This is a genomic window from Nocardia violaceofusca NBRC 14427 (assembly GCF_963869435.1).
GTDB classification, from domain to species: Bacteria; Actinomycetota; Actinomycetes; order Mycobacteriales; family Mycobacteriaceae; genus Nocardia; species Nocardia aobensis.
Genome location: NZ_CAWMPM010000043.1, coordinates 62,720 through 80,927, shown reverse-complemented (window position 1 = coordinate 80,927; position 18,208 = coordinate 62,720). Strand labels below are relative to the sequence as shown.

The 18,208-nt window shown below is 68.3% G+C and carries 19 protein-coding genes; 12 read left to right on the top strand and 7 right to left on the bottom strand.

Translation table 11 applies throughout. The features are described 5' to 3' along the window. The 6 genes from infB to AC5592_RS31120 form a co-directional block, all read left to right on the top strand. A partial coding sequence (gene infB / locus AC5592_RS31145; RefSeq protein WP_063066253.1) for a translation initiation factor IF-2 occupies positions 1-2,073 on the top strand: 2,073 nt, incomplete at its 5' end. 100 nt (positions 2,074-2,173) lie between these two features. Further along, positions 2,174-2,464: a DUF503 domain-containing protein gene (locus AC5592_RS31140; RefSeq protein WP_036503372.1), complete on the top strand. Its 291-nt coding sequence runs from the start codon at positions 2,174-2,176 to the stop codon at positions 2,462-2,464. Positions 2,465-2,487: 23 nt separating this feature from the next. Continuing rightward, positions 2,488-2,931 (top strand): 30S ribosome-binding factor RbfA, encoded by a 444-nt coding sequence (gene rbfA, locus AC5592_RS31135; RefSeq protein WP_036503370.1) that lies wholly within the window; start codon positions 2,488-2,490, stop codon positions 2,929-2,931. An 82-nt stretch (positions 2,932-3,013) separates the two neighbouring features. Next, positions 3,014-4,030, top strand: coding sequence for a DHH family phosphoesterase (locus AC5592_RS31130; protein WP_036503369.1), 1,017 nt, complete (start codon positions 3,014-3,016; stop codon positions 4,028-4,030). Positions 4,031-4,032: 2 nt separating this feature from the next. Next, complete coding sequence (locus tag AC5592_RS31125; RefSeq protein ID WP_051024766.1) at positions 4,033-5,388, top strand: MATE family efflux transporter; 1,356 nt, start codon at positions 4,033-4,035, stop codon at positions 5,386-5,388. Between the two features lie 119 nt (positions 5,389-5,507). Beyond that, on the top strand, positions 5,508-6,467 hold the full coding sequence (locus tag AC5592_RS31120) for a metallophosphoesterase family protein (protein WP_157122346.1): 960 nt from the start codon (positions 5,508-5,510) through the stop codon (positions 6,465-6,467). Between the two features lie 9 nt (positions 6,468-6,476). Here AC5592_RS31120 and AC5592_RS31115 read toward each other — a convergent pair whose 3' ends face one another. Continuing rightward, the gene (locus AC5592_RS31115) at positions 6,477-6,707 is read right to left on the bottom strand and encodes a DUF6374 family protein (RefSeq protein WP_036503363.1); all 231 of its coding nucleotides are present in this window, start codon (positions 6,705-6,707) and stop codon (positions 6,477-6,479) included. 158 nt (positions 6,708-6,865) lie between these two features. Here AC5592_RS31115 and npt point away from each other — a divergent pair, with 158 nt between their 5' ends. Together npt and truB are read left to right on the top strand one after the other, a co-directional pair. After that, positions 6,866-7,504, top strand: coding sequence for a 4'-phosphopantetheinyl transferase Npt (gene npt, locus AC5592_RS31110; protein WP_269750228.1), 639 nt, complete (start codon positions 6,866-6,868; stop codon positions 7,502-7,504). Continuing rightward, complete coding sequence (gene truB / locus AC5592_RS31105) at positions 7,504-8,427, top strand: tRNA pseudouridine(55) synthase TruB (RefSeq protein WP_063066251.1); 924 nt, start codon at positions 7,504-7,506, stop codon at positions 8,425-8,427. The genes npt and truB overlap by 1 nt, the downstream gene beginning before the upstream one ends. An 8-nt stretch (positions 8,428-8,435) precedes the next feature. On the opposite strand, the gene AC5592_RS31100 is transcribed toward truB, so the two are convergent. From AC5592_RS31100 to AC5592_RS31090, 3 genes are read right to left on the bottom strand one after another with little or no spacing between them, the layout of a single operon-like run. After that, complete coding sequence (locus tag AC5592_RS31100) at positions 8,436-9,107, bottom strand: GntR family transcriptional regulator (RefSeq protein ID WP_036507809.1); 672 nt, start codon at positions 9,105-9,107, stop codon at positions 8,436-8,438. Continuing rightward, the gene (locus AC5592_RS31095; RefSeq protein ID WP_036507819.1) at positions 9,094-9,840 is read right to left on the bottom strand and encodes a maleate cis-trans isomerase family protein; all 747 of its coding nucleotides are present in this window, start codon (positions 9,838-9,840) and stop codon (positions 9,094-9,096) included. The genes AC5592_RS31100 and AC5592_RS31095 overlap by 14 nt, the downstream gene beginning before the upstream one ends. A gap of 8 nt (positions 9,841-9,848) precedes the next feature. Next, entirely contained in the window at positions 9,849-10,589 is a 741-nt protein-coding gene (locus AC5592_RS31090) for a maleate cis-trans isomerase family protein (protein ID WP_036507807.1), read from the bottom strand. Between the two features lie 85 nt (positions 10,590-10,674). Here AC5592_RS31090 and AC5592_RS31085 point away from each other — a divergent pair, with 85 nt between their 5' ends. Next, positions 10,675-11,640 carry a D-2-hydroxyacid dehydrogenase gene (locus tag AC5592_RS31085; protein WP_036507803.1) on the top strand — a complete coding sequence of 322 codons (966 nt, stop codon included), beginning with the start codon at positions 10,675-10,677 and terminating at the stop codon, positions 11,638-11,640. 11 nt (positions 11,641-11,651) lie between these two features. Further along, complete coding sequence (locus tag AC5592_RS31080) at positions 11,652-13,043, top strand: amidase (RefSeq protein WP_232329628.1); 1,392 nt, start codon at positions 11,652-11,654, stop codon at positions 13,041-13,043. 128 nt (positions 13,044-13,171) lie between these two features. Here AC5592_RS31080 and AC5592_RS31075 read toward each other — a convergent pair whose 3' ends face one another. The 3 genes from AC5592_RS31075 to AC5592_RS31065 all read right to left on the bottom strand — a co-directional run bounded on the left by AC5592_RS31075 (position 13,172) and on the right by AC5592_RS31065 (position 15,506). Next, on the bottom strand, positions 13,172-13,405 hold the full coding sequence (locus AC5592_RS31075; protein ID WP_063066250.1) for a hypothetical protein: 234 nt from the start codon (positions 13,403-13,405) through the stop codon (positions 13,172-13,174). 307 nt (positions 13,406-13,712) lie between these two features. After that, entirely contained in the window at positions 13,713-14,228 is a 516-nt protein-coding gene (locus AC5592_RS31070; RefSeq protein WP_036507798.1) for a DUF3830 family protein, read from the bottom strand. Between the two features lie 36 nt (positions 14,229-14,264). Then, positions 14,265-15,506 (bottom strand): aspartate aminotransferase family protein, encoded by a 1,242-nt coding sequence (locus AC5592_RS31065; protein ID WP_063066249.1) that lies wholly within the window; start codon positions 15,504-15,506, stop codon positions 14,265-14,267. A gap of 150 nt (positions 15,507-15,656) precedes the next feature. On the opposite strand from AC5592_RS31065, the gene AC5592_RS31060 reads away from it, so the two are divergent. Then, positions 15,657-17,132, top strand: a complete 1,476-nt coding sequence (locus tag AC5592_RS31060) for an NAD-dependent succinate-semialdehyde dehydrogenase (RefSeq protein ID WP_063066248.1) — start codon at positions 15,657-15,659, stop codon at positions 17,130-17,132. Continuing rightward, a complete protein-coding gene (locus tag AC5592_RS31055; protein WP_063066247.1) occupies positions 17,132-18,193 on the top strand; it encodes a tartrate dehydrogenase in 1,062 nt (353 codons plus the stop codon). The genes AC5592_RS31060 and AC5592_RS31055 overlap by 1 nt, the downstream gene beginning before the upstream one ends. Positions 18,194-18,208: the final 15 nt, after the last annotated feature.

The following is an 18,208-nucleotide window of genomic DNA, read 5'->3' as shown; positions in this document are numbered from 1 at the left end:
GGCGGCGGCGGTCGTCCCGGTGGTGGCGGCGGCGGTAACTACCGCGGCGGCGGCGGTGCCGGTGGCGGCGGTGGCGCGGGTGCGCCCGTGGCCGGTGGTTTCCGCGGTCGTCCCGGTGGCGGCGGTGGTCGTCCGGGTGGTGGCGGTGGTCGCGGCGGTGCCGCGGGTGCCTTCGGCCGTCCCGGTGGCGCCCCCCGCAAGGGCCGCAAGTCGAAGCGGGCGAAACGCGCCGAATACGAGAACATGCAGGCACCGTCGGTCGGCGGTGTGCGGCTGCCGCGCGGCAACGGCGAGATCATCCGTCTCGCTCGCGGCGCCTCGCTGTCGGACTTCGCCGAGAAGATCAACGCCAACCCGGCCTCGCTGGTACAGGTGCTGTTCAACCTCGGTGAGATGGTCACCGCGACCCAGTCGGTCAACGACGAGATCTTCGAGCTGCTCGGCGGCGAGATGAACTACGTCGTGCACGTGGTCTCGCCCGAGGACGAGGACCGCGAGCTGCTGGAGAGCTTCGACCTCAGCTACGGCGAGGACGAGGGCGACGAGGAGGACCTGCAGGTCCGCCCGCCGGTCGTGACCGTCATGGGTCACGTCGACCACGGTAAGACCCGACTGCTGGACACGATCCGCAAGACCAACGTCCGCGAGGGCGAGGCCGGCGGTATCACCCAGCACATCGGTGCCTACCAGGTCCTCACCAACGTCAACGACGAAGAGCGCCTGATCACCTTCATCGACACCCCGGGTCACGAGGCGTTCACCGCCATGCGTGCCCGTGGTGCCAAGGCCACCGACATCGCGATCCTGGTGGTCGCCGCCGACGACGGCGTCATGCCGCAGACGGTGGAGGCCATCAACCACGCGCAGGCCGCGGACGTGCCGATCGTGGTGGCGGTCAACAAGATCGACAAGGAAGGCGCGAACCCGGAGAAGGTCCGCCAGCAGCTCACCGAATACAACCTGGTGGCCGAGGAGTACGGCGGCGACACCATGTTCGTCAACATCTCGGCGCGTCAGGGCACCAATATCGAAGCCCTGCTCGAGGCCGTGGTGCTGACCGCGGACGCCGCACTGGACCTGCGGGCCAACCCGGATATGGACGCCCAGGGTGTCGCCATCGAGGCGCATCTGGACCGCGGCCGTGGTCCGGTGGCCACTGTGCTGGTGCAGCGCGGTACCTTGCGCGTCGGTGACTCGATCGTGGCGGGTGACGCCTACGGTCGCGTCCGCCGCATGGTCGACGAACACGGCGAGGATGTGGACGCGGCGCTGCCGTCGCGTCCGGTGCAGGTCATCGGTTTCACCTCGGTGCCGGGCGCGGGCGACAACCTGCTCGTCGTCGAGGAGGACCGCATCGCCCGCCAGATCGCCGACCGGCGCAATGCGCGCAAGCGCAACGCTCTGGCCGCGCGCAGCCGCAAGCGGATCAGCCTGGAAGATCTGGATGCCGCTCTGAAGGAGACCTCGGAGCTCAACCTGATCCTCAAGGGCGACAACTCCGGTACGGTCGAGGCCCTCGAAGAGGCGCTGCTCGGCATCGAGATCAGCGACGAGGTCCGGCTGCGGGTCATCGACCGCGGTGTCGGTGGTGTCACCGAGACCAACGTCAACCTGGCCTCGGCGTCGAACGCGATCATCATCGGGTTCAACGTCCGGGCCGAGGGCAAGGCCACCGAACTCGCCAACCGCGAGGGTGTGGACATCCGCTACTACTCGGTGATCTACCAGGCCATCGACGAGATCGAGAAGGCCCTCAAGGGCATGCTCAAGCCGATCTACGAAGAGGCCGAACTGGGTCGCGCCGAGATCCGCGCGGTGTTCCGCTCCTCGAAGTTCGGCAACATCGCCGGCTGCATGATCACCTCCGGGACGGTCAAGCGCAACGCCAAGGCCCGCCTGCTGCGCGACAGCGTGGTGATCGCCGATACGACGATCCAGTCGCTGCGTCGCGAGAAGGACGACGCCACCGAGGTCCGCGAGGGCTTCGAATGCGGTATGACGTTGGGCTACAACGACATCAAGGAAGGCGACATCATCGAGGCCTACGAGCTTCGGGAGAAGCCGCGCGACTGAGTCGTCCACGGTGAACGAACGTCACGTTCGGTGCAGACATCGACCGAACGTGACGTTCGTTTCGCCGGGCGCCCGTCGCGACATGTGAAGAGGTGAGCCGTTGTTCGTCGGTGCATTGGAGTTCGACATCCTGCTCGGCGATGTGCACTCGTTGAAGGAAAAGCGGTCGGTGATCCGCCCGATACTGGCCGAACTGCAGCGCTTCGGCGTCAGCGCGGTCGAGGGCGGGAATCACGATCAATACCGCCGCTCACAGCTGGGTGTCGCGCTGGTCAGCTCCGAGATGGGACATCTCACAGCGGTGCTGGACAAGTGTGAACGCCACGTGGCGGCCCGTCCGGAGTTACAGTTGCTGGCAGTACGCCGCCGCATCTTCGGACCCGAAGACTGAATGACAAGTGAGGAGGGCCCGCCATGGTGGATCAGGCCAGGGCACGCCGACTCGCGAAGCGGATCGTCACGATCGTCGGGACGGCGATCGAATACGAGATCAAGGATCCGCGGCTGCGTTTCGTCACCGTCACCGATGCCAAGGTGACCGGTGACCTGCGGGAGGCGACCGTCTATTACACGGTGATGGGTGAAACCCTCGCCGCCGAACCGGATTTCGCGGGCGCCGCGGCCGGACTGGAGAAGGCCAAGGGGGTGCTGCGCTCCAAGGTGGGCGCGGCTACCGGGATCAAGTTCACGCCGTCGCTGAGTTTCGTCCTCGACACCGTGCCGGATGCGGCGCGCGAGATGGAACAGCTGCTGGCGAAGGCCCGTGCGGCCGACGAGAAGGTGGCGCAGGTCGCGGCCAATGCCACCCATGCCGGCGACGCCGATCCCTATAAACCCGACCCCGACGAGGAAGACTGACCGCCACGGCGGTCGATGCGGTGGACGGGCCGGGTTCGCGACGCGGCGTCCCGGTTCTGTCGCCGGAGAATCGAGCTTGGAGATGACAGCTGTGACGTCGTCGGCGGATCCGGCCGCGGCCGTCGAGGTATTGGCGGCCGCGCGATCGGTGACCGTGCTGTGTCATGTGCAGCCGGACGCCGACACCGTCGGCAGCGGGCTGGCGCTGGCGCAGGTGCTGCATCGGCGCGGGGTGCCGGTACAGGTGTCGTTCGCCGAGCCGGCCGAACTTCCGGCATCGATGCGCTCGCTGCCGGGCGTGGAGTATCTGGTGCCGGCCGGACAGGTCGCGGCGCAGGTGGATGTGCTGGTCACCGTCGACTGCGGCAGCGTCGGGCGCCTCGGGGCGCTCGCGGACCGAATCGACGGCGCCGCAACCACTGTCGTGATCGACCACCATCGCTCCAACACCCGCTTCGGCGATGTGAACCTGATCGACGAGACCGCGGAGTCCACCACCAGTGTGCTGGCGCGGCTGTTCGACGCTTGGGGTGAGGAGATCGACCGCGACATCGCACACTGCCTGTTCGCCGGTCTGGTCACCGATACGGGGTGTTTCCGCTGGGGCGGTCCCGGCACCCATCTGCTGGCCGATCGTTTGCTGGCCACCGGAATCGACGGCGCGGGAATCACGCGCACGCTGATGGACACCCATCCCTTCGGCTGGTTGCCGATGTTGTCGCGAGTGCTCGGATCGGCGCGGCTGGAACCGCGCGCGGCCGGCGGCGCCGGACTCGTCTACGCCTTCGTCCACAGTGACGACTCCGACGGATTGCGGTCGGAGGAGGTGGAAAGCGTCATCGACGTCGTCCGCACCACCGCCGAGGCGGATGTGGCGGCGGTCTTCAAACAGTCCCGCACCGATGCCGGCTGCTGGACGGTATCGCTGCGTTCGCGCGACAGCGGTGTCGGCACCGGTGATGCCGTCGACGTCGCCCGCGTCGCGACCGGTCTGGGCGGGGGCGGCCACCGTTACGCCGCCGGCTACACCACCCACGGCACCGCCGAGAACGTGGTGGGCGATCTGCTCGCGGAATTGGCGCTCGGCCGGGAGAGCTGACCATGGCGGTGGACGACGCCGTCGGCAGCTCTACCGTTCACGATGCGGGTCCGCGCCGCATTCTCGGCATCGCGATCCCGACACTGGGAGTGCTTGTCGCCGAACCGATCTACCTGCTGTTCGATATGGCGGTGGTGGGTCGGCTGGGGGCGCTGGCGCTCGCCGGCCTCGCCGTGGGCGGTCTGATACTCGGACAGGTCAGCACGCAGTTGACGTTCCTGAGTTACGGAACCACCGCCCGCTCCGCGCGCCGCCACGGCGCCGGTGACGAACGCGGCGCGGTCGCCGAAGGGGTGCAAGCCAGTTGGCTCGCCGTGGCGGCCGGACTGGCGATCGTCGTTGTGCTGCAGGTGTTCGCACGACCGGTCGTGGATGTGATCGCCGGGGGCGACGATATCGCGGACGAGGCGTTGCGCTGGTTGCGGATCGCGCTGTTCGGGGTCCCGTTGATCCTGCTGACCATGGCCGGTAACGGCTGGTTGCGCGGTGTGCAGCAGACGCGGCGGCCGTTGGTGTATGTGATTGCGGGACTGCTTGTTTCGGCACTGCTGTGCCCGTTGCTGGTGCACGGCCTGCTGGGCGCGCCCCGGATGGAACTGGCCGGCTCGGCAGTGGCCAATGTGGCCGGGCAGATGGTCTCGGGCGGATTGTTCGTGGCCGCGCTGGTGCGCCGGCGGGTGCCGCTGCGCCCGCATCCGCGGGTCATGCGCGCGCAGCTGGTGCTCGGCCGGGATCTGATCGTCCGGAGCCTGGCGTTCCAGGCATGTTTCGTCTCCGCCGGCGCGGTCGCCGCCCGGTTCGGCGCCGCCTCGGTGGCCGCCCACCAGCTCGTGCTGCAGCTGTGGAATTTCCTTGCCCTGACGCTGGATTCGCTGGCCATCGCGGCGCAGACCCTCACCGGTGCGGCGCTGGGCTCCGGTGACGCCTCCGGTGCGCGCGTGCTGGCGCGCCGGATCACGCTGTGGTCCACCCTCTTCGCGGTGGTGCTCGCGGTGGTCTTCGCCGCCGGGTACACCGTCATCCCGCAGGTGTTCACCGACGATCCGGCGGTCCTGGATCGGGTGCGTGTCATCTGGTGGTTCTTCGTGCCACTCATTCCCGCCGCCGGGGTGGTCTTCGCACTCGACGGCGTGCTGCTGGGCGCGGGCGACGCCTCATATCTGCGCAACACGACGATGGCCGCGGCGCTGCTGGGTTTCCTGCCCGCCATCTGGCTGTCGCTGAGTTTCGACTGGGGTATCGCCGGAATCTGGTCCGGGCTGAGCGCGTTCATCCTGTTGCGCATGATCGCGGTCGGCGCTCGCGCGCTGTCGGGACGCTGGGCCCGGACCGGAACCGAGATTCCCCGGTCGGTATGACCGCGCATCGCGAGCCCGGTCGATGGTCGCGGCGCCTGTTCGCCGACTCCGGGGGCGGGTATGCCCGCACGCGTGGGCCGGGTGTGCTGGCACGACGATGATCATGGGATGGTGGAACGGTGATGCCTAAGTTGATGGCGGTGAGCGATATCCATGTCGGTCATCAGGGGAACAAGCCGGTGGTCGAGCAGATCCGCGCGGATTCGCCGGAGGACTGGCTGATCGTCGCCGGCGACGTGGGGGAGAAGACCGACGACATTCGCTGGGCGCTGCGCATCCTGCGCGAACGCTTCGCCAAGGTGATCTGGGTTCCGGGCAATCACGAATTGTGGACGACCACCAAGGATCCCGTGCAGATCAAGGGTGCTCCCCGGTACGACTATCTGGTTGCCCTGTGCCGCGACCTCGATGTGGTGACCCCGGAGGACGAGTTCCCGGTGTGGGAGGGCGCGGGCGCCGAACAGTACGGCGGACGGGTGACGATCGCGCCGCTGTTCATCCTCTACGACTATTCGTGGATGCCCGAGGGCGCGCACACCAAGGCGGAGGCCCTGACCATCGCCCGGGACCGCAATGTGGTCGCCACCGACGAATTCCTGCTGGCCAGCGACCCCTATCTGACGCGCGACGCGTGGTGCCGGGCCCGCGTCCAGTACAGCAAGCGCCGGCTCGACGCGCTGGAGCCCGACACCGCGGTGGTGCTGATCAATCACTTCCCGATGCTTCGCGAACCCACCCGGATGCTGTTCTATCCGGAGTTCTCGCTGTGGTGCGGCACCGAGGACACCGCCGACTGGCATACCCGCTACAACGTCGTGTGCTCGGTCTACGGCCACCTGCACATTCCGCGCACCACCTTCTACGACGGTGTCCGGTTCGAAGAGGTCTCCCTCGGCTATCCGCGCGAATGGCAGCGCCGCGGACTCCCGGACAAACTACTGCGCCAGATCCTGCCCGCCCCCGAATACGGTCCCGGCGACCTCAACGAATGGGGTGGCCACTTCAAGATCACCCCGGAGATGCGGGAAGCCGCCGCGGAGATGCGCCGTCTCGCCGACCGCCGCCGCGGCGTGCGCTGACCTGGCGCTTCACCACGGCCGCCGGCGTGCTCCCCGATAGTCCAGGCAGCCGCCGCCGGGCCGGCTCGCCGGGTGGGTTTCGGTGTGCTCGCGATAGATTCGCAGGCCCTCGCGAATTTTCCACGCGGCCCGCTCGAGCTGATCGGGGGTCAGAGCCTTGTCGAAGGCCGCCGCGTCGACGAGTTGGGCTCGTACCTGTTCCAGGTTCAGTCGTGCGTACTCCAGCGGGGTGAGCTCCATGCGCGGGAGACTACTCCACTTCGAACATACTTTCGATACCCCTGCTGCGACGGGCGGCTCTGCGGAGTCCGGCTAGGCTCGTAGCGCAGACAGGGGCGACTCAGGAGGCGGTCATCGAGGAACAGGCGCGCGTCATCGGCAGCATTCTGCCCGCGGGAGTGGCCGCGGCGGAGCTGTTGCGGTATCCGGAGGATCTGAAACCGCATCCCGGTGAGGAACATCTGATCGCGCAGTCCGTCGAGAAGCGGCGGCGCGATTTCATCGGCGCCCGGCACTGTGCGCGGCTGGCGCTGGCCCAGCTCGGCGAGCCACCGGTGGCGATCGGTAAGGGCGAGCGCGGGATGCCGCTGTTCCCGCGCGGGGTGGTCGGCAGTCTCACCCACTGCGACGGTTACCGGGCGGCGGTGCTGGCACATCGGCTGCGCTGGCGGTCGGTCGGCATCGACGCCGAACCGCACGACACGCTGCCCGAAGGCGTGCTGGACTCGGTGAGCCTGCCCGCCGAGCGGGACTGGCTGCGCGGCGCGATCCCCGCCACCGGACTGCATATGGACCGGCTGCTGTTCTGCGCGAAGGAGGCCACCTACAAGGCGTGGTTCCCGCTCACGCAGCGCTGGCTCGGTTTCGAGGACGCCCACATCACCTTCACCGTCGACGACACCGGTACCGCCGGCACCTTCCGCAGTGCGTTGCTGGTTCCCGGGCAGACCGTCGACGGCGGTGCGCCGCTGACCGCCTTCGACGGACGCTGGACGATCACCGACGGGCTGATCCTGACCGCGATCGTGGCCGGCTGATGGCCGAACGCGAGGCGGTCGTCGATCCGCTCGGCGGGCTGCTCATCATCGACAAGGACGGCGGGCAGACCAGCCACGACGTGGTCGCGCGCTGCCGGAAGATCCTGCGCACCAGGAAGATCGGCCACGCCGGCACCCTCGACCCGATGGCCACCGGCGTGCTGGTGCTCGGTGTCGAGCGCGCCACCAAACTGCTGGGCCTGCTGAGCCTGACCACCAAGTCCTACGCCGCGACCGTCCGCCTCGGCCAGGCCACCGTCACCGACGATGCCGAGGGGGAGGTGCTGGCCACCATCCCCGCCGCCCATGTCGCCGACGTCGATATCGCCGCCGCCGTCGCCGCGCTCACCGGCGATATCGAACAGGTGCCCTCGACGGTCAGCGCGATCAAGGTCAACGGCGAACGAGCGTACGCGCGCGCCCGGGCCGGCGAGCAGGTGGAACTGGCTGCCCGACCGGTCACGGTCTCCCGGTTCGACATTCTGGGTCGTCGTGATATCGACACCGGCGCAACGACATTCGTCGATCTGGACGTCGAGGTCGACTGCTCTTCGGGCACCTACATCCGTGCCCTGGCCCGCGATCTCGGCGCCACGCTGGGGGTCGGTGGACATCTGACCGCGTTGCGTCGGACCCGGGTCGGCCCGTTCACGCTCGAACACGCCCGCACCGTGGATCAGCTCGCCGACGATCCGAGCCTGAATCTCGACGTCGATGTCGCTGTGCGCCTTGCCTTCCCGCATCGGGAGATCGACGCCGACCAGGCCGAATCGCTGCGCGACGGTCGCTGGCTGGACCCGGTCGGCGTGCGCGGCGTGCACGCGGCCACGACCGCCGACGGCCGGACCATCGCCCTGCTGGAGGAGAAGGGGAAGCGCTCCTCACCGGTCTTCGTGGTGCGCCCGCGCGGGCTCATCGACTGAGACGGCGGCTACTCCTCGCCGCCGGCCTGCTCCCGGAGTCGTTCGACGGCATCGCGCATATGCCCGGCCAGCAATTCGCGAACGTGGTCCGCCGGGCCGGCGGCGATCGCCTCGCGCAGGGCGATGTGTTCACGGACCTGCTCGCCGAGGTCGGTGTAGGTGGTCTGCAACGCGCCCAGGCACATTCGCGTCTCGATCAGGAGGGTCCGTGCCGCGCGCACCAGCCGCGGACTGTCGGCGCTGGTCACCAGGGCCTGGTGGAAGGCGTGGTCGGACTCGGTGACGCCGGTGGCATCACCTCGCGCGGCGCAGGCCTGCATGTCGGCGACACTGGTTTCCAGTGCCGCGTAGGCGATCTCGCGGCGGCCGTCCAGAATCAGATCCAGCGCGCCGCCCTCGATCGCGGTGCGGGCCCGGTAGATGTCCACGACGTCGTCGAGACTCAGTTCGATGACGAAGATGCCGCGGTGGCGCACGCTGTGCAGCAGCCCCTCCGAGACCAGCCGCTGCATGGCCTCGCGCACCGGACCGCGGGAGACGTCGAACTGCGTGGCCAGATCGGCCTCGACCAGCTGGGTACCGGGGGCGACCGTGCCGTGCATGATCGCCGTGCGCAGCCGGTCGGCGATCATTTCCGCCGTGGACTGCCGATTCACGGGTTCGAACTCAATCACCGACATGAATCGGCCTTTCCGAGAAGAGCGTCCCGAGCCCCGGTCCGGACGGCGGCGACACGGCGGGCAGTTCCGCCAGTCGCAACCCCTGCCAGACGGTGACCTGGTTCGCGGTGAGTACCGGCTTGCCGAGCGCTGATTCCAGCTCCGGAAGCAGTTGTATCGTATGCATCGCGGTATCGGGAACGAGCAACGCCTCGGCGTCGGGATGATCGTTCGCCGCTGCCAGCGTCAGGACCTGCTCCGGGGTGAGAGTGCCCACTTCGGCGGCGGTGTCGATTCCGGCGCTCGACATCGAGACCACCCGGATATCCGCCGCGGCGAGGAAGTTCACGAACAGGGCGGCCACCTCGTCCGGATAGCTGGCGCAGACCGCCACGTCGCGGACACCGATCGCGCGCACCGCGTCCACGAACGCGAAACTGGTACTCGACGCGGGAACTCCGCAGTCGCGGGCGAGCCGGTCCACCTGATCGCGCGCCCCCTGCGGGCCGTAGACGAAACTGCCCGACGTGCAGGCCCACACCACCGCCCGCGGTTCGAAGGGCGCGAGCAGTCGCGCACCCTCGGACAACTTCTCCGGGCTGCCGAGGTCGAGCAGCTCCGGCACCGCGTGCAGATCGGTGCCGTAGATGTGCGCGACCCGCAGATCCGCGCCGAGTTGTGCCGCGGCCCAGGGGTATTCGTCCTCGGCGGCGTGGTCGGGGTAGATGAAGCCGACGGTCGGTAGCCGTTGCACAGCGCCTCCTAGAAAACGTTCTGCAGCCATTTGCCGGGACCCATCATCGGCAGTTTCATCCGTCCCAGGCAGGCCCACATGGTCAGTTGGTTGGCGGTCAGGACCGGCTTGCCGAGAAGTTGTTCCAGCGGCTCGACCAGGTCGTAGGTGGGGAGGTTGGTGCAGCTGACGAAGATGGCCTGGGCGGCGGGATCGTCGGCGGCCATGATGCGTTCGGCGATGGTGCGGTAGCCGACCTTCCAGATGCCGCCGCCCAGTCCGAGATGGTCCGACCGCAGCACCTCGCAGCCGGCCTCGTGCAGGTACTCGTGCAGTTTCCCGGTGAGGATGTCGTCGTAGGGCGTGATGACCGACAGCCGGGACAATTCCAATTTGCGCACCGCTTCGATCAGCGCGCCGGAGGTGGTGATCGCGTCCCGGGCGCCGGCCCGGCAGATGGTGTCGCGCAGCGACCGTTCGTAGGCCAGCCCTTTGATGAAGCTGCCCGAGGTGCACAGATAGGCGATGACCTCGGGCTCGACGTGCAGGACGTTGCGGGTGGCGGCGGTGAGATGTGCTGCGTCGGAAACCAATTCGGCCATTTCGAGGGAGACCGGCACCGGTTCGTAGGGCGTGCGCGCGAGATGCAGGCTCACCTCGAGTGGCGCCCACCGCCACAGTTCGCGCTCCAGCGCCAGGTCGAACGGCGCGATGATCCCGATACCTCGTTGCGCGACAGGTCCGTCCAACTCGGGAAAATTCAGTTCCACGAGGGCCCCTCTCGCGTTCGGGCGACGAACCTCCGCACACAATCGGATTGTTGACAAGCATACGATGGGTTTTTAGCCTGTCAATATGAACGCGGGCCCAGTTGTCACCGTCCTGCACGACGGCGTCGAGCCCGACGCGGCATATCTGCGTCCGGTGTCGCAGCAGGCCAGCGTTCGCTTCGCCGACGGTGCGGAACTCGCGGACGCGTTGCCCGGCGCGGAGGCGTTGTTCGTCTACGACTTCCAGAGCACGGCTCTGCCCGGCGCCTGGCCTCACGCCGACCGGTTGCGCTGGGTTCATGTCGGAGCCACCGGCGTCGATGCCGTGATGTTCGACGAGCTGATCGACAGCGATGTGCTGGTGACCAACACCCGCGGGCTGTTCGATCAGCCCATCGCGGAATATGTGCTGGCACAGATCCTCGCCTTCGCCAAGGATCTGCCCGAATCGCTGCGTCTGCAGCAGCGCCACCAATGGCACCATCGCGAATCCGAGCGTGTCGCCGGAGCCGCGGCGCTGGTGGTCGGCACCGGCTCCATCGGGCGCGCCATCGCCCGCCTGCTGCGGGCCGCGGGTATGCGGGTCCGCGGGCTGGGCCGCACCGCCCGCACCGACGATCCCGACTTCGGTACCGTCGCAACCGATCTGCACGCCGAACTACCCGGCGCCGATTACGTGATCTGCGTGGCGCCGCTGACGCCGCAGACCCGGCATCTGTTCGACGCGAACGCGTTCGCGGCGATGAAACCGCATGCGCGTCTCATCAACGTGGGCCGGGGGGAATCGGTCGTCACCGACGATCTGGTCGCCGCGCTGCGCGGTGGCGCGCTCGCCGGTGCGGCGCTGGACGTGGTCGATCCGGAACCGCTGCCGGCCGGTCATCCGCTGTGGGATCTGCCGAATGTGGTTGTCACCCCGCACAACAGCGGCGACTTCATCGGCTGGCGGTCGGAGATCGTCGCCGCGTTCACCGACAACTTCCAGCGCTGGATCACCGGTCAGCCCCTACAGAATGTGGTCGACAAGAAGCTGGGTTACGTGCCCAGCTGAAGGGAGTCACGATGGCCCACCCCGGAACCGGGACCGACCCCGCGGCGATGACCGCGGCCGAGTTGGCCTCCGCCTATTCGGCCGGGGCGTTGTCTCCCGTCGAGGCCACGCAGGCGGCGCTGGACGCGATCGCCGCGCGCGACGACGCCCTCAACGCCTACTGCCTGGTCGATTCCGAGCGAGCGTTGATCCAGGCCAAGGAATCCGAGGCCCGCTGGCACAACGGACATGCGCAGGGACTGCTCGACGGCGTGCCGATCTCGATCAAGGACGTCTTCCTCACCCAGGGATGGCCCACCCTGCGCGGCTCGACCTCCATCCGGCCGGACGCGCCGTGGCCGGTCGACAGCCCCGCGACCGCGCGGCTGCGCGAGGACGGACTGGTCTTCCTGGGCAAGACCACCACGCCGGAGCTCGCCTGGAAGGCGACCACCGACAGCGCGCTCACCGGCATCACCCGCAATCCGGTGGATCCCGCTATGACGTCCGGCGGTTCCTCCGGTGGTTCGGCGGTGGCGGTCGCGGCCGGGATGGGGCCGGTATCGATCGGCACCGACGGCGGCGGCAGTGTGCGGATCCCCGCGTCGTTCTGCGGTGTCGTGGGTTTCAAGCCCACACACGGGCGCATCCCGCTGTATCCGGCCAGTCCGTTCGGACCGCTGGCACATGCCGGGCCCATCGCCCGAACGGTGGAGGATGTGGCGCTGTTGATGGACATCCTGTCCCTGCCCGATCCGCGGGATCCGACCGCGGGCGCACCACCGCTGACGACCTTCCGGGGTGAGCTCCAGCGTGAGGTGCGCGGAGCGACGGTCGGCTATTCGGCGAATCTCGGCTTCGCCCAGGTGGATCCGGAGGTCGCGGCGGTCGTCGGGGCCGCCGTGCGGAAGCTGGACGAGGCCGGCTTGCGGGTGGTGGAGGCGGATCCGGGCTTCGCCGATCCGCGCGAGGCGTTCGAACAGATGTGGGCGGCCGGCGCGGCGACCCTGCTGTCGACCTTCCCGCCGGGTTCGCGCGACCGCGTCGATCCCGGACTGGGGGCCATGTGGGATCGCGGTCTGGCGCTCGGCGCGGTCGACTATCTGAACGCCCGCGCGGTGGCCGCCGAGATCGGAATCGCCATGGGCGCCTTCCATACCGTCTACGACGTGCTGATCACACCGACGATGCCGATCACCGCCTTCGAGGCCGGATACGATGTGCCGCCGGGAAGTTCGATGGACAGCTGGCCGCAGTGGACGCCGTTCACCTATCCGTTCAACCTCACCCAGCAACCGGCGATCAGCATTCCGGCGGGCACGACCGCCGCGGGGATGCCGGTGGGATTGCAGATCGTCGGCCCGCGCCACTCCGACGATTTCGTCCTGGCCCTGGCCCGCTTCGCCGAACTGGTTTTGGGCTAGTCGGTGGTAGACCGAGACACGGCCCGGAAACCCGTGTCACCGATCACGATCACGCCGGGACCGTCCAACCGTTCTGCCTCGTAAATAGCCTCATCGAGATGGGTCGACATCAGAAGCATCCATGCCTCCTACGGAGTGCCCGCCCCCAACGGGCCACCCGATTCCGCCGACAACCGCGTGTAGTAATCGCGCAACTCCTCGTCGGTCACCCTGAATACCAAGGCAGGGTCGACCGGCGCCTCGTGGACCGCCGTTATTCGCAATAGCCCCGCCTCATCCCGGTCGACCCGATACCCGGCTTCCGCACCGGCACGAATCACCGACTCCACGAGTTCGTCGGCACTCGGTTCAGACTTGTCCACGGCATGCTCCTCCAGGAAAAGCGGTGACCACTTGCCCGTTCTCGGCCACGATCACGGTCGGCTGGGCCGTCTTCACGATCGCTCCAGTGACATGGTTGACCAGATAGATTTGGCCGGTGTGACAGTACTTGCCGGAGCATGCACGAATCTTCAACTTGCGTCCCCCTCCATCGCGCACCGATCGGTGCCGATCCATGTAGCCACCGCCCCCTGCGGTGACTCCACGGATCAGAGTAGGACTGTCGACGAGATCCGCCGATCGAATTTCCGACCGGCCACGATTCGGTTGCCGGCATGGTGGTGCGGATCAGATGTCTTTGTCTGTGCTGAGAGACCGTGTGAAGGACAGGGTTTCGCCCTCGACGCCGCGTAGCCACAGCGCGTTGCATGCCGCGGCCAGTTCGGGCAGGCCCTCTTCGATGGTCGCGAAGACGTTGCCGGGTACCCAGCCCATATCGCCGTTGATCAGCAGGTTGTTGCGGTCGTAGAACAGGGCCAGGTCGGTGGCGCCCTGTTCGGCGTGCGCGGCCGAACCGGGTTCGTAGCCGTAGGCCGGATTGCCGATCTCCCACGGTTCGAAATCGAACAGGCAGACGTCGCCGGGAATCGGTGTGACCGTGGGGTTTTCGCGATGCGGGGCCGCCGTGATGCGCGGCACCAGGGTGTACACCTCGTTGCGCGCGTATTTGGCGTGGAACGCGTCGCCCTCCTGGGGCAGCGCGTCCCAGACCGCCGCGCAGGTGCGGGGCGCCTGGTCGTCCAGTAGTCGCGCCCGGCAGCGCACGCCGGCCTTGGTGAGGGTGATGGTGAGGTATCGGGCCATCGGGATCTCCTGTTCCGATCGGATGCCGGTGCGGCGCTACAGCTCGTCGAGGACTCCGTTCCAGAGCGCCAGTGCCTCGTCGACCTGTTCGGCGGTCACGATCAGCGGCGGGATCATCCGCACCACATTGCTGTAGGCGCCGCAGGTCAGCAGGAGCAGGCCACGCTGCGCCGCCAGCTGCTGCGCGGCCGCAGCCGTCGTGGTGTCGGGTTCGCCTGTGGCCGTGGTGAATTCGCTTCCGACGAGCAGTCCCAGGCCGCGCACGTCGCCGATCGCCTTGGTGGCGGCCGCCCGCGTTCCGGCCAGCAGTTGCGTGCCGCGGGCGGCGGCGTTGTCCACCAATCCTTCCGATTCGATGACGTCGATCGTGGCGACCGCGGCCGCGCACGCCACGGCATTGCCGCCGTAGGTGCCGCCCTGGGACCCGGGCCAGGCCTGGGCCATCAGTTCCTGCGGCGCGGCGATTCCGGACAACGGGAATCCGCTCGCCAATCCCTTGGCGATGGTGATGACATCGGCCCGCACGTCGAAATGCTGATGTCCGAAGAACTTTCCGGTGCGTCCGAAACCGGTCTGGATCTCGTCGAAGATCAGCAGGATGCCGTGCCGGTCGGCGCGTTCGCGCAGGCCCTGGAAGAACCGGGTGTTGCCCGGGATGTAGCCGCCCTCGCCGAGCACCGGCTCGACGACGAACGCCGCCGTTTCGGCGGGCGCGGTGAGCGTGGCCAGGATGTAGTCGAGTTCGCGCAGCGCGAAGTCGGTGGCTTCCTCCTCCGACCAGCCGTAGCGGTAGGCGGTGGGGAACGGGGCCACGTGGACGCCGCCCATGAGCGGGCTGAAGCCGGCCGAGAACCGGGTTCCGGAGGTGGTCATGGTCGCGGCGGCGACCGTGCGGCCGTGGAAGCCGCCGTGGAAGACCACCACATTCGGCCGGCCCGTGGCCTGCCGGGCCAGCCGCAGCGCCGCCTCCACCGCCTCGCTTCCGGAATTGGCGAAGAACACCGAATCCAGATGCGCGGGAAGCACATCGGCGAGTCGTTCGGTCAGCCGGAGCAGCGGCCGGTGCATGACCGTCGTGTACTGGCCGTGGATGAGGCTGCCGATCTGCTCGCGCGCGGCCTCCACCACCCGCGGATGACAGTGCCCGGTGCTGGTGACGCCGATCCCGGCGGTGAAGTCGAGGTACCGGCGCCCGTCGGTGCCGTACAGGTAGCAGCCCTCGCCGTGATCCACGGTGACCGGCGTGGCCTGCCGGAGTGCGGGGGAAAGTGCAGTCATGGTGATCCGCCTCCCGGCGACGGGAAATCCGGCGCGTGCGACGGCCGGATTCTTATTGTCGGATTGTTGACAATGTGTATAACATGACCGCGATGGTGACGGCAATGACAGCGCTGATCCGAGATGCTGTTCCGAGCTGAGGGGCGAGCGATGACGCACACGGTGACAGATTCGGACGAGGCGACGATCGCCGCGATCGACAGCGTGCCGACCGGCCTGTTCATCGGCGGCCGATGGCGCGAGACCGCCGCGCGGCTGCCGGTCGAGGATCCGGCCACCGGGCAGACGCTGACCGCTGTCGCCGACGCCGCGCCCGAGGACGGCGTCGCCGCGCTGGCCGCCGCCGCGGCGGCGCAGGCCGCCTGGGCGGATGTGCCCGCGCGAACCCGGTCCGAGATCCTGATGCGCGCCCACCGGGCGCTGCTCGACGACACCGAGCGGCTCGCCCGCATCGCCACGGCCGAGATGGGTAAGCCGCTGGCCGAGGCGCGCGGCGAGGTCGCGTACGCGGCGGAGTTCTTCCGCTGGTTCGCCGAGGAGGCGGTGCGGCTGGACGGCGGATACATGCCGGCGCCGGCCGGTGGGTCCCGCTTCGTGGTGGCGCGCCGGCCGGTCGGACCGAGCATCCTGATCACCCCGTGGAATTTTCCGATGGCGATGGCGACCCGCAAGATCGGCCCGGCGCTGGCCGCGGGCTGCACATGTGTCGTCAAACCTGCCGAGCAGACCCCGTTGTGTACCCTGGCGATCGCCGAAATATTGTCCGCCGCAGGCGTTCCCGACGGGGTGGTCAATGTCGTGACCACCTCCGATCCGGCGGCCGTGACCGGCGCGATGATCGCCGACCCGCGCTCGCGCAAGCTGTCGTTCACCGGATCGACCGCGGTCGGCAAGATCCTGCTGGAACAGTGCGCGCAGTCGGTCATGCGCACCTCGATGGAACTGGGCGGCAACGCACCCCTGATCGTGTTCGACGACGCCGATCTCGACACCGCGGTCGAAGGGGCGCTCGCGGCGAAGATGCGCAACATCGGTCAGGCCTGCACCGCGGCGAACCGAATCTATCTGCAGCGCGGCATCGCCGAGGAGTTCACCCGCCGCTTCACCGAGCGGATGGCGGCGCTGCCGATGGGACGCGGCGCCGACCCGGGCGTGGTGGTCGGACCGCTGATCGACGCCGCCGCCGTGGCGAAGGTATCGGAACTGGTCGCCGACGCGCGCCGGCGCGGCGCCACCGTCCTGCTCGGTGGAACCGCCGCCGAGGGGGCCGGATATTTCTATCCGCCCACGGTGCTGACCGGCGTCCCGGACGACGCCGCGATGTTCGGCACCGAAATCTTCGGCCCCGTAGCGGGTTTGTCGATCTTCGACACCGAGGACGAGGTGATCGAACGCGCCGACGACACCCCGTACGGCCTGGTGGCCTACGTGTTCACGGAGAATCTGCGGCGCGGATTGCGGGTGAGCGAGGCGCTCGACACCGGAATGGTCGGACTCAACCAGGGCGTGGTGTCGAATCCCGCGGCGCCGTTCGGCGGGGTGAAGGAATCGGGTCTCGGACGCGAGGGCGGCTTCGGCGGCATCGACGAATTCCTGGAGACCAAATACATCGGTGTGGCACTGTGATGCCGATGTATCGCATTGCCACCATTCCCGGCGACGGTATCGGCGTGGACGTCACGGCCGAGGCGGTCAAGGTTCTCGACGCGGTGCTGCCCGGCATCGCCTGGACCGAATTCGACTGGTCCTGTGAGCAATATCTGCGCACCGGCGCCATGATGCCCGACGACGGTCCGCAGCAGCTCGCCGATTTCGACGCGATTCTGCTCGGCGCCGTGGGATTTCCCGGTGTCGCCGACCATATTTCGCTGTGGGGCCTGCTGATCCCGCTGCGCCGCGCCTTCGGGCAGTACGTCAATCTGCGCCCGGTCCGGCTGCTGCCCGGCACCGAATCCGCGTTGCGCGGGCGCGGCGCGGACGATCTCGACATTCTCATCGTGCGGGAGAATTCCGAGGGCGAGTATTCCGCGATCGGCGGAATGCACAACCCCGGGCGGCCCGACGAATTCGTGGTTCAGGAATCGATATTCACCCGTACCGGATGTGAACGCATCATCCGTTACGCCTTCGAACAGGCGCGCCGGCGCGACCGCAGACTGTGTTCGGCCACCAAATCCAACGGCCTCATTCATTCGATGCCGTACTGGGACAGCGTCTTCGAGCGGATCGCCGCCGAGTATCCGGATGTCGAGACGCGGCAGATGCATGTGGACGCGCTGGCCGCCGAGATCGTGTTGCATCCGGATCGGCTCGACGTGATCGTGGGTTCGAATCTGTTCGGCGACATCCTCTCCGACCTCGCCGCCGCCGTCACCGGAGGGCTCGGGCTCGCCCCGTCGGGGAATATCAATCCCGAGCGGGACGCGCCCTCGATGTTCGAGGCGGTGCACGGCAGCGCGCCCGATATCGCGGGGATGGGTATCGCCGATCCGGTGGCGCAGATCCTCGCCGGCGCGATGATGCTCGACCACCTGGGCGAATCCGCGGCGGCCGCGGCCGTCGACCGCGCGGTCTGCGATGTGCTCGCCGAGGGGAAGGTCCTCACACCGGATCTGGGCGGTACGGCGACCACGGCCGATCTCGGCACCGCGATCGCCGAGCGGGCCGCGGCCCTCGTCACGCACTAGGGACGGCGATACACA

What these genes read in the sequence shown, in the direction of transcription:
- AC5592_RS31065 (WP_063066249.1), bottom strand. Translation starts at nt 15,506, where the DNA reads ATGACTGCACTTTCCCCCGCACTCCGGCAGGCCACGCCGGTCACCGTG.
- AC5592_RS31080 (WP_232329628.1), top strand. Translation starts at nt 11,652, where the DNA reads ATGGCCCACCCCGGAACCGGGACCGACCCCGCGGCGATGACCGCGGCC.
- AC5592_RS31085 (WP_036507803.1), top strand. Translation starts at nt 10,675, where the DNA reads ATGAACGCGGGCCCAGTTGTCACCGTCCTGCACGACGGCGTCGAGCCC.
- AC5592_RS31130 (WP_036503369.1), top strand. Translation starts at nt 3,014, where the DNA reads ATGACAGCTGTGACGTCGTCGGCGGATCCGGCCGCGGCCGTCGAGGTA.
- AC5592_RS31115 (WP_036503363.1), bottom strand. Translation starts at nt 6,707, where the DNA reads ATGGAGCTCACCCCGCTGGAGTACGCACGACTGAACCTGGAACAGGTA.
- rbfA (WP_036503370.1), top strand. Translation starts at nt 2,488, where the DNA reads ATGGTGGATCAGGCCAGGGCACGCCGACTCGCGAAGCGGATCGTCACG.
- AC5592_RS31125 (WP_051024766.1), top strand. Translation starts at nt 4,033, where the DNA reads ATGGCGGTGGACGACGCCGTCGGCAGCTCTACCGTTCACGATGCGGGT.
- truB (WP_063066251.1), top strand. Translation starts at nt 7,504, where the DNA reads ATGGCCGAACGCGAGGCGGTCGTCGATCCGCTCGGCGGGCTGCTCATC.
- AC5592_RS31100 (WP_036507809.1), bottom strand. Translation starts at nt 9,107, where the DNA reads ATGTCGGTGATTGAGTTCGAACCCGTGAATCGGCAGTCCACGGCGGAA.
- AC5592_RS31055 (WP_063066247.1), top strand. Translation starts at nt 17,132, where the DNA reads ATGCCGATGTATCGCATTGCCACCATTCCCGGCGACGGTATCGGCGTG.
- AC5592_RS31060 (WP_063066248.1), top strand. Translation starts at nt 15,657, where the DNA reads ATGACGCACACGGTGACAGATTCGGACGAGGCGACGATCGCCGCGATC.
- AC5592_RS31070 (WP_036507798.1), bottom strand. Translation starts at nt 14,228, where the DNA reads ATGGCCCGATACCTCACCATCACCCTCACCAAGGCCGGCGTGCGCTGC.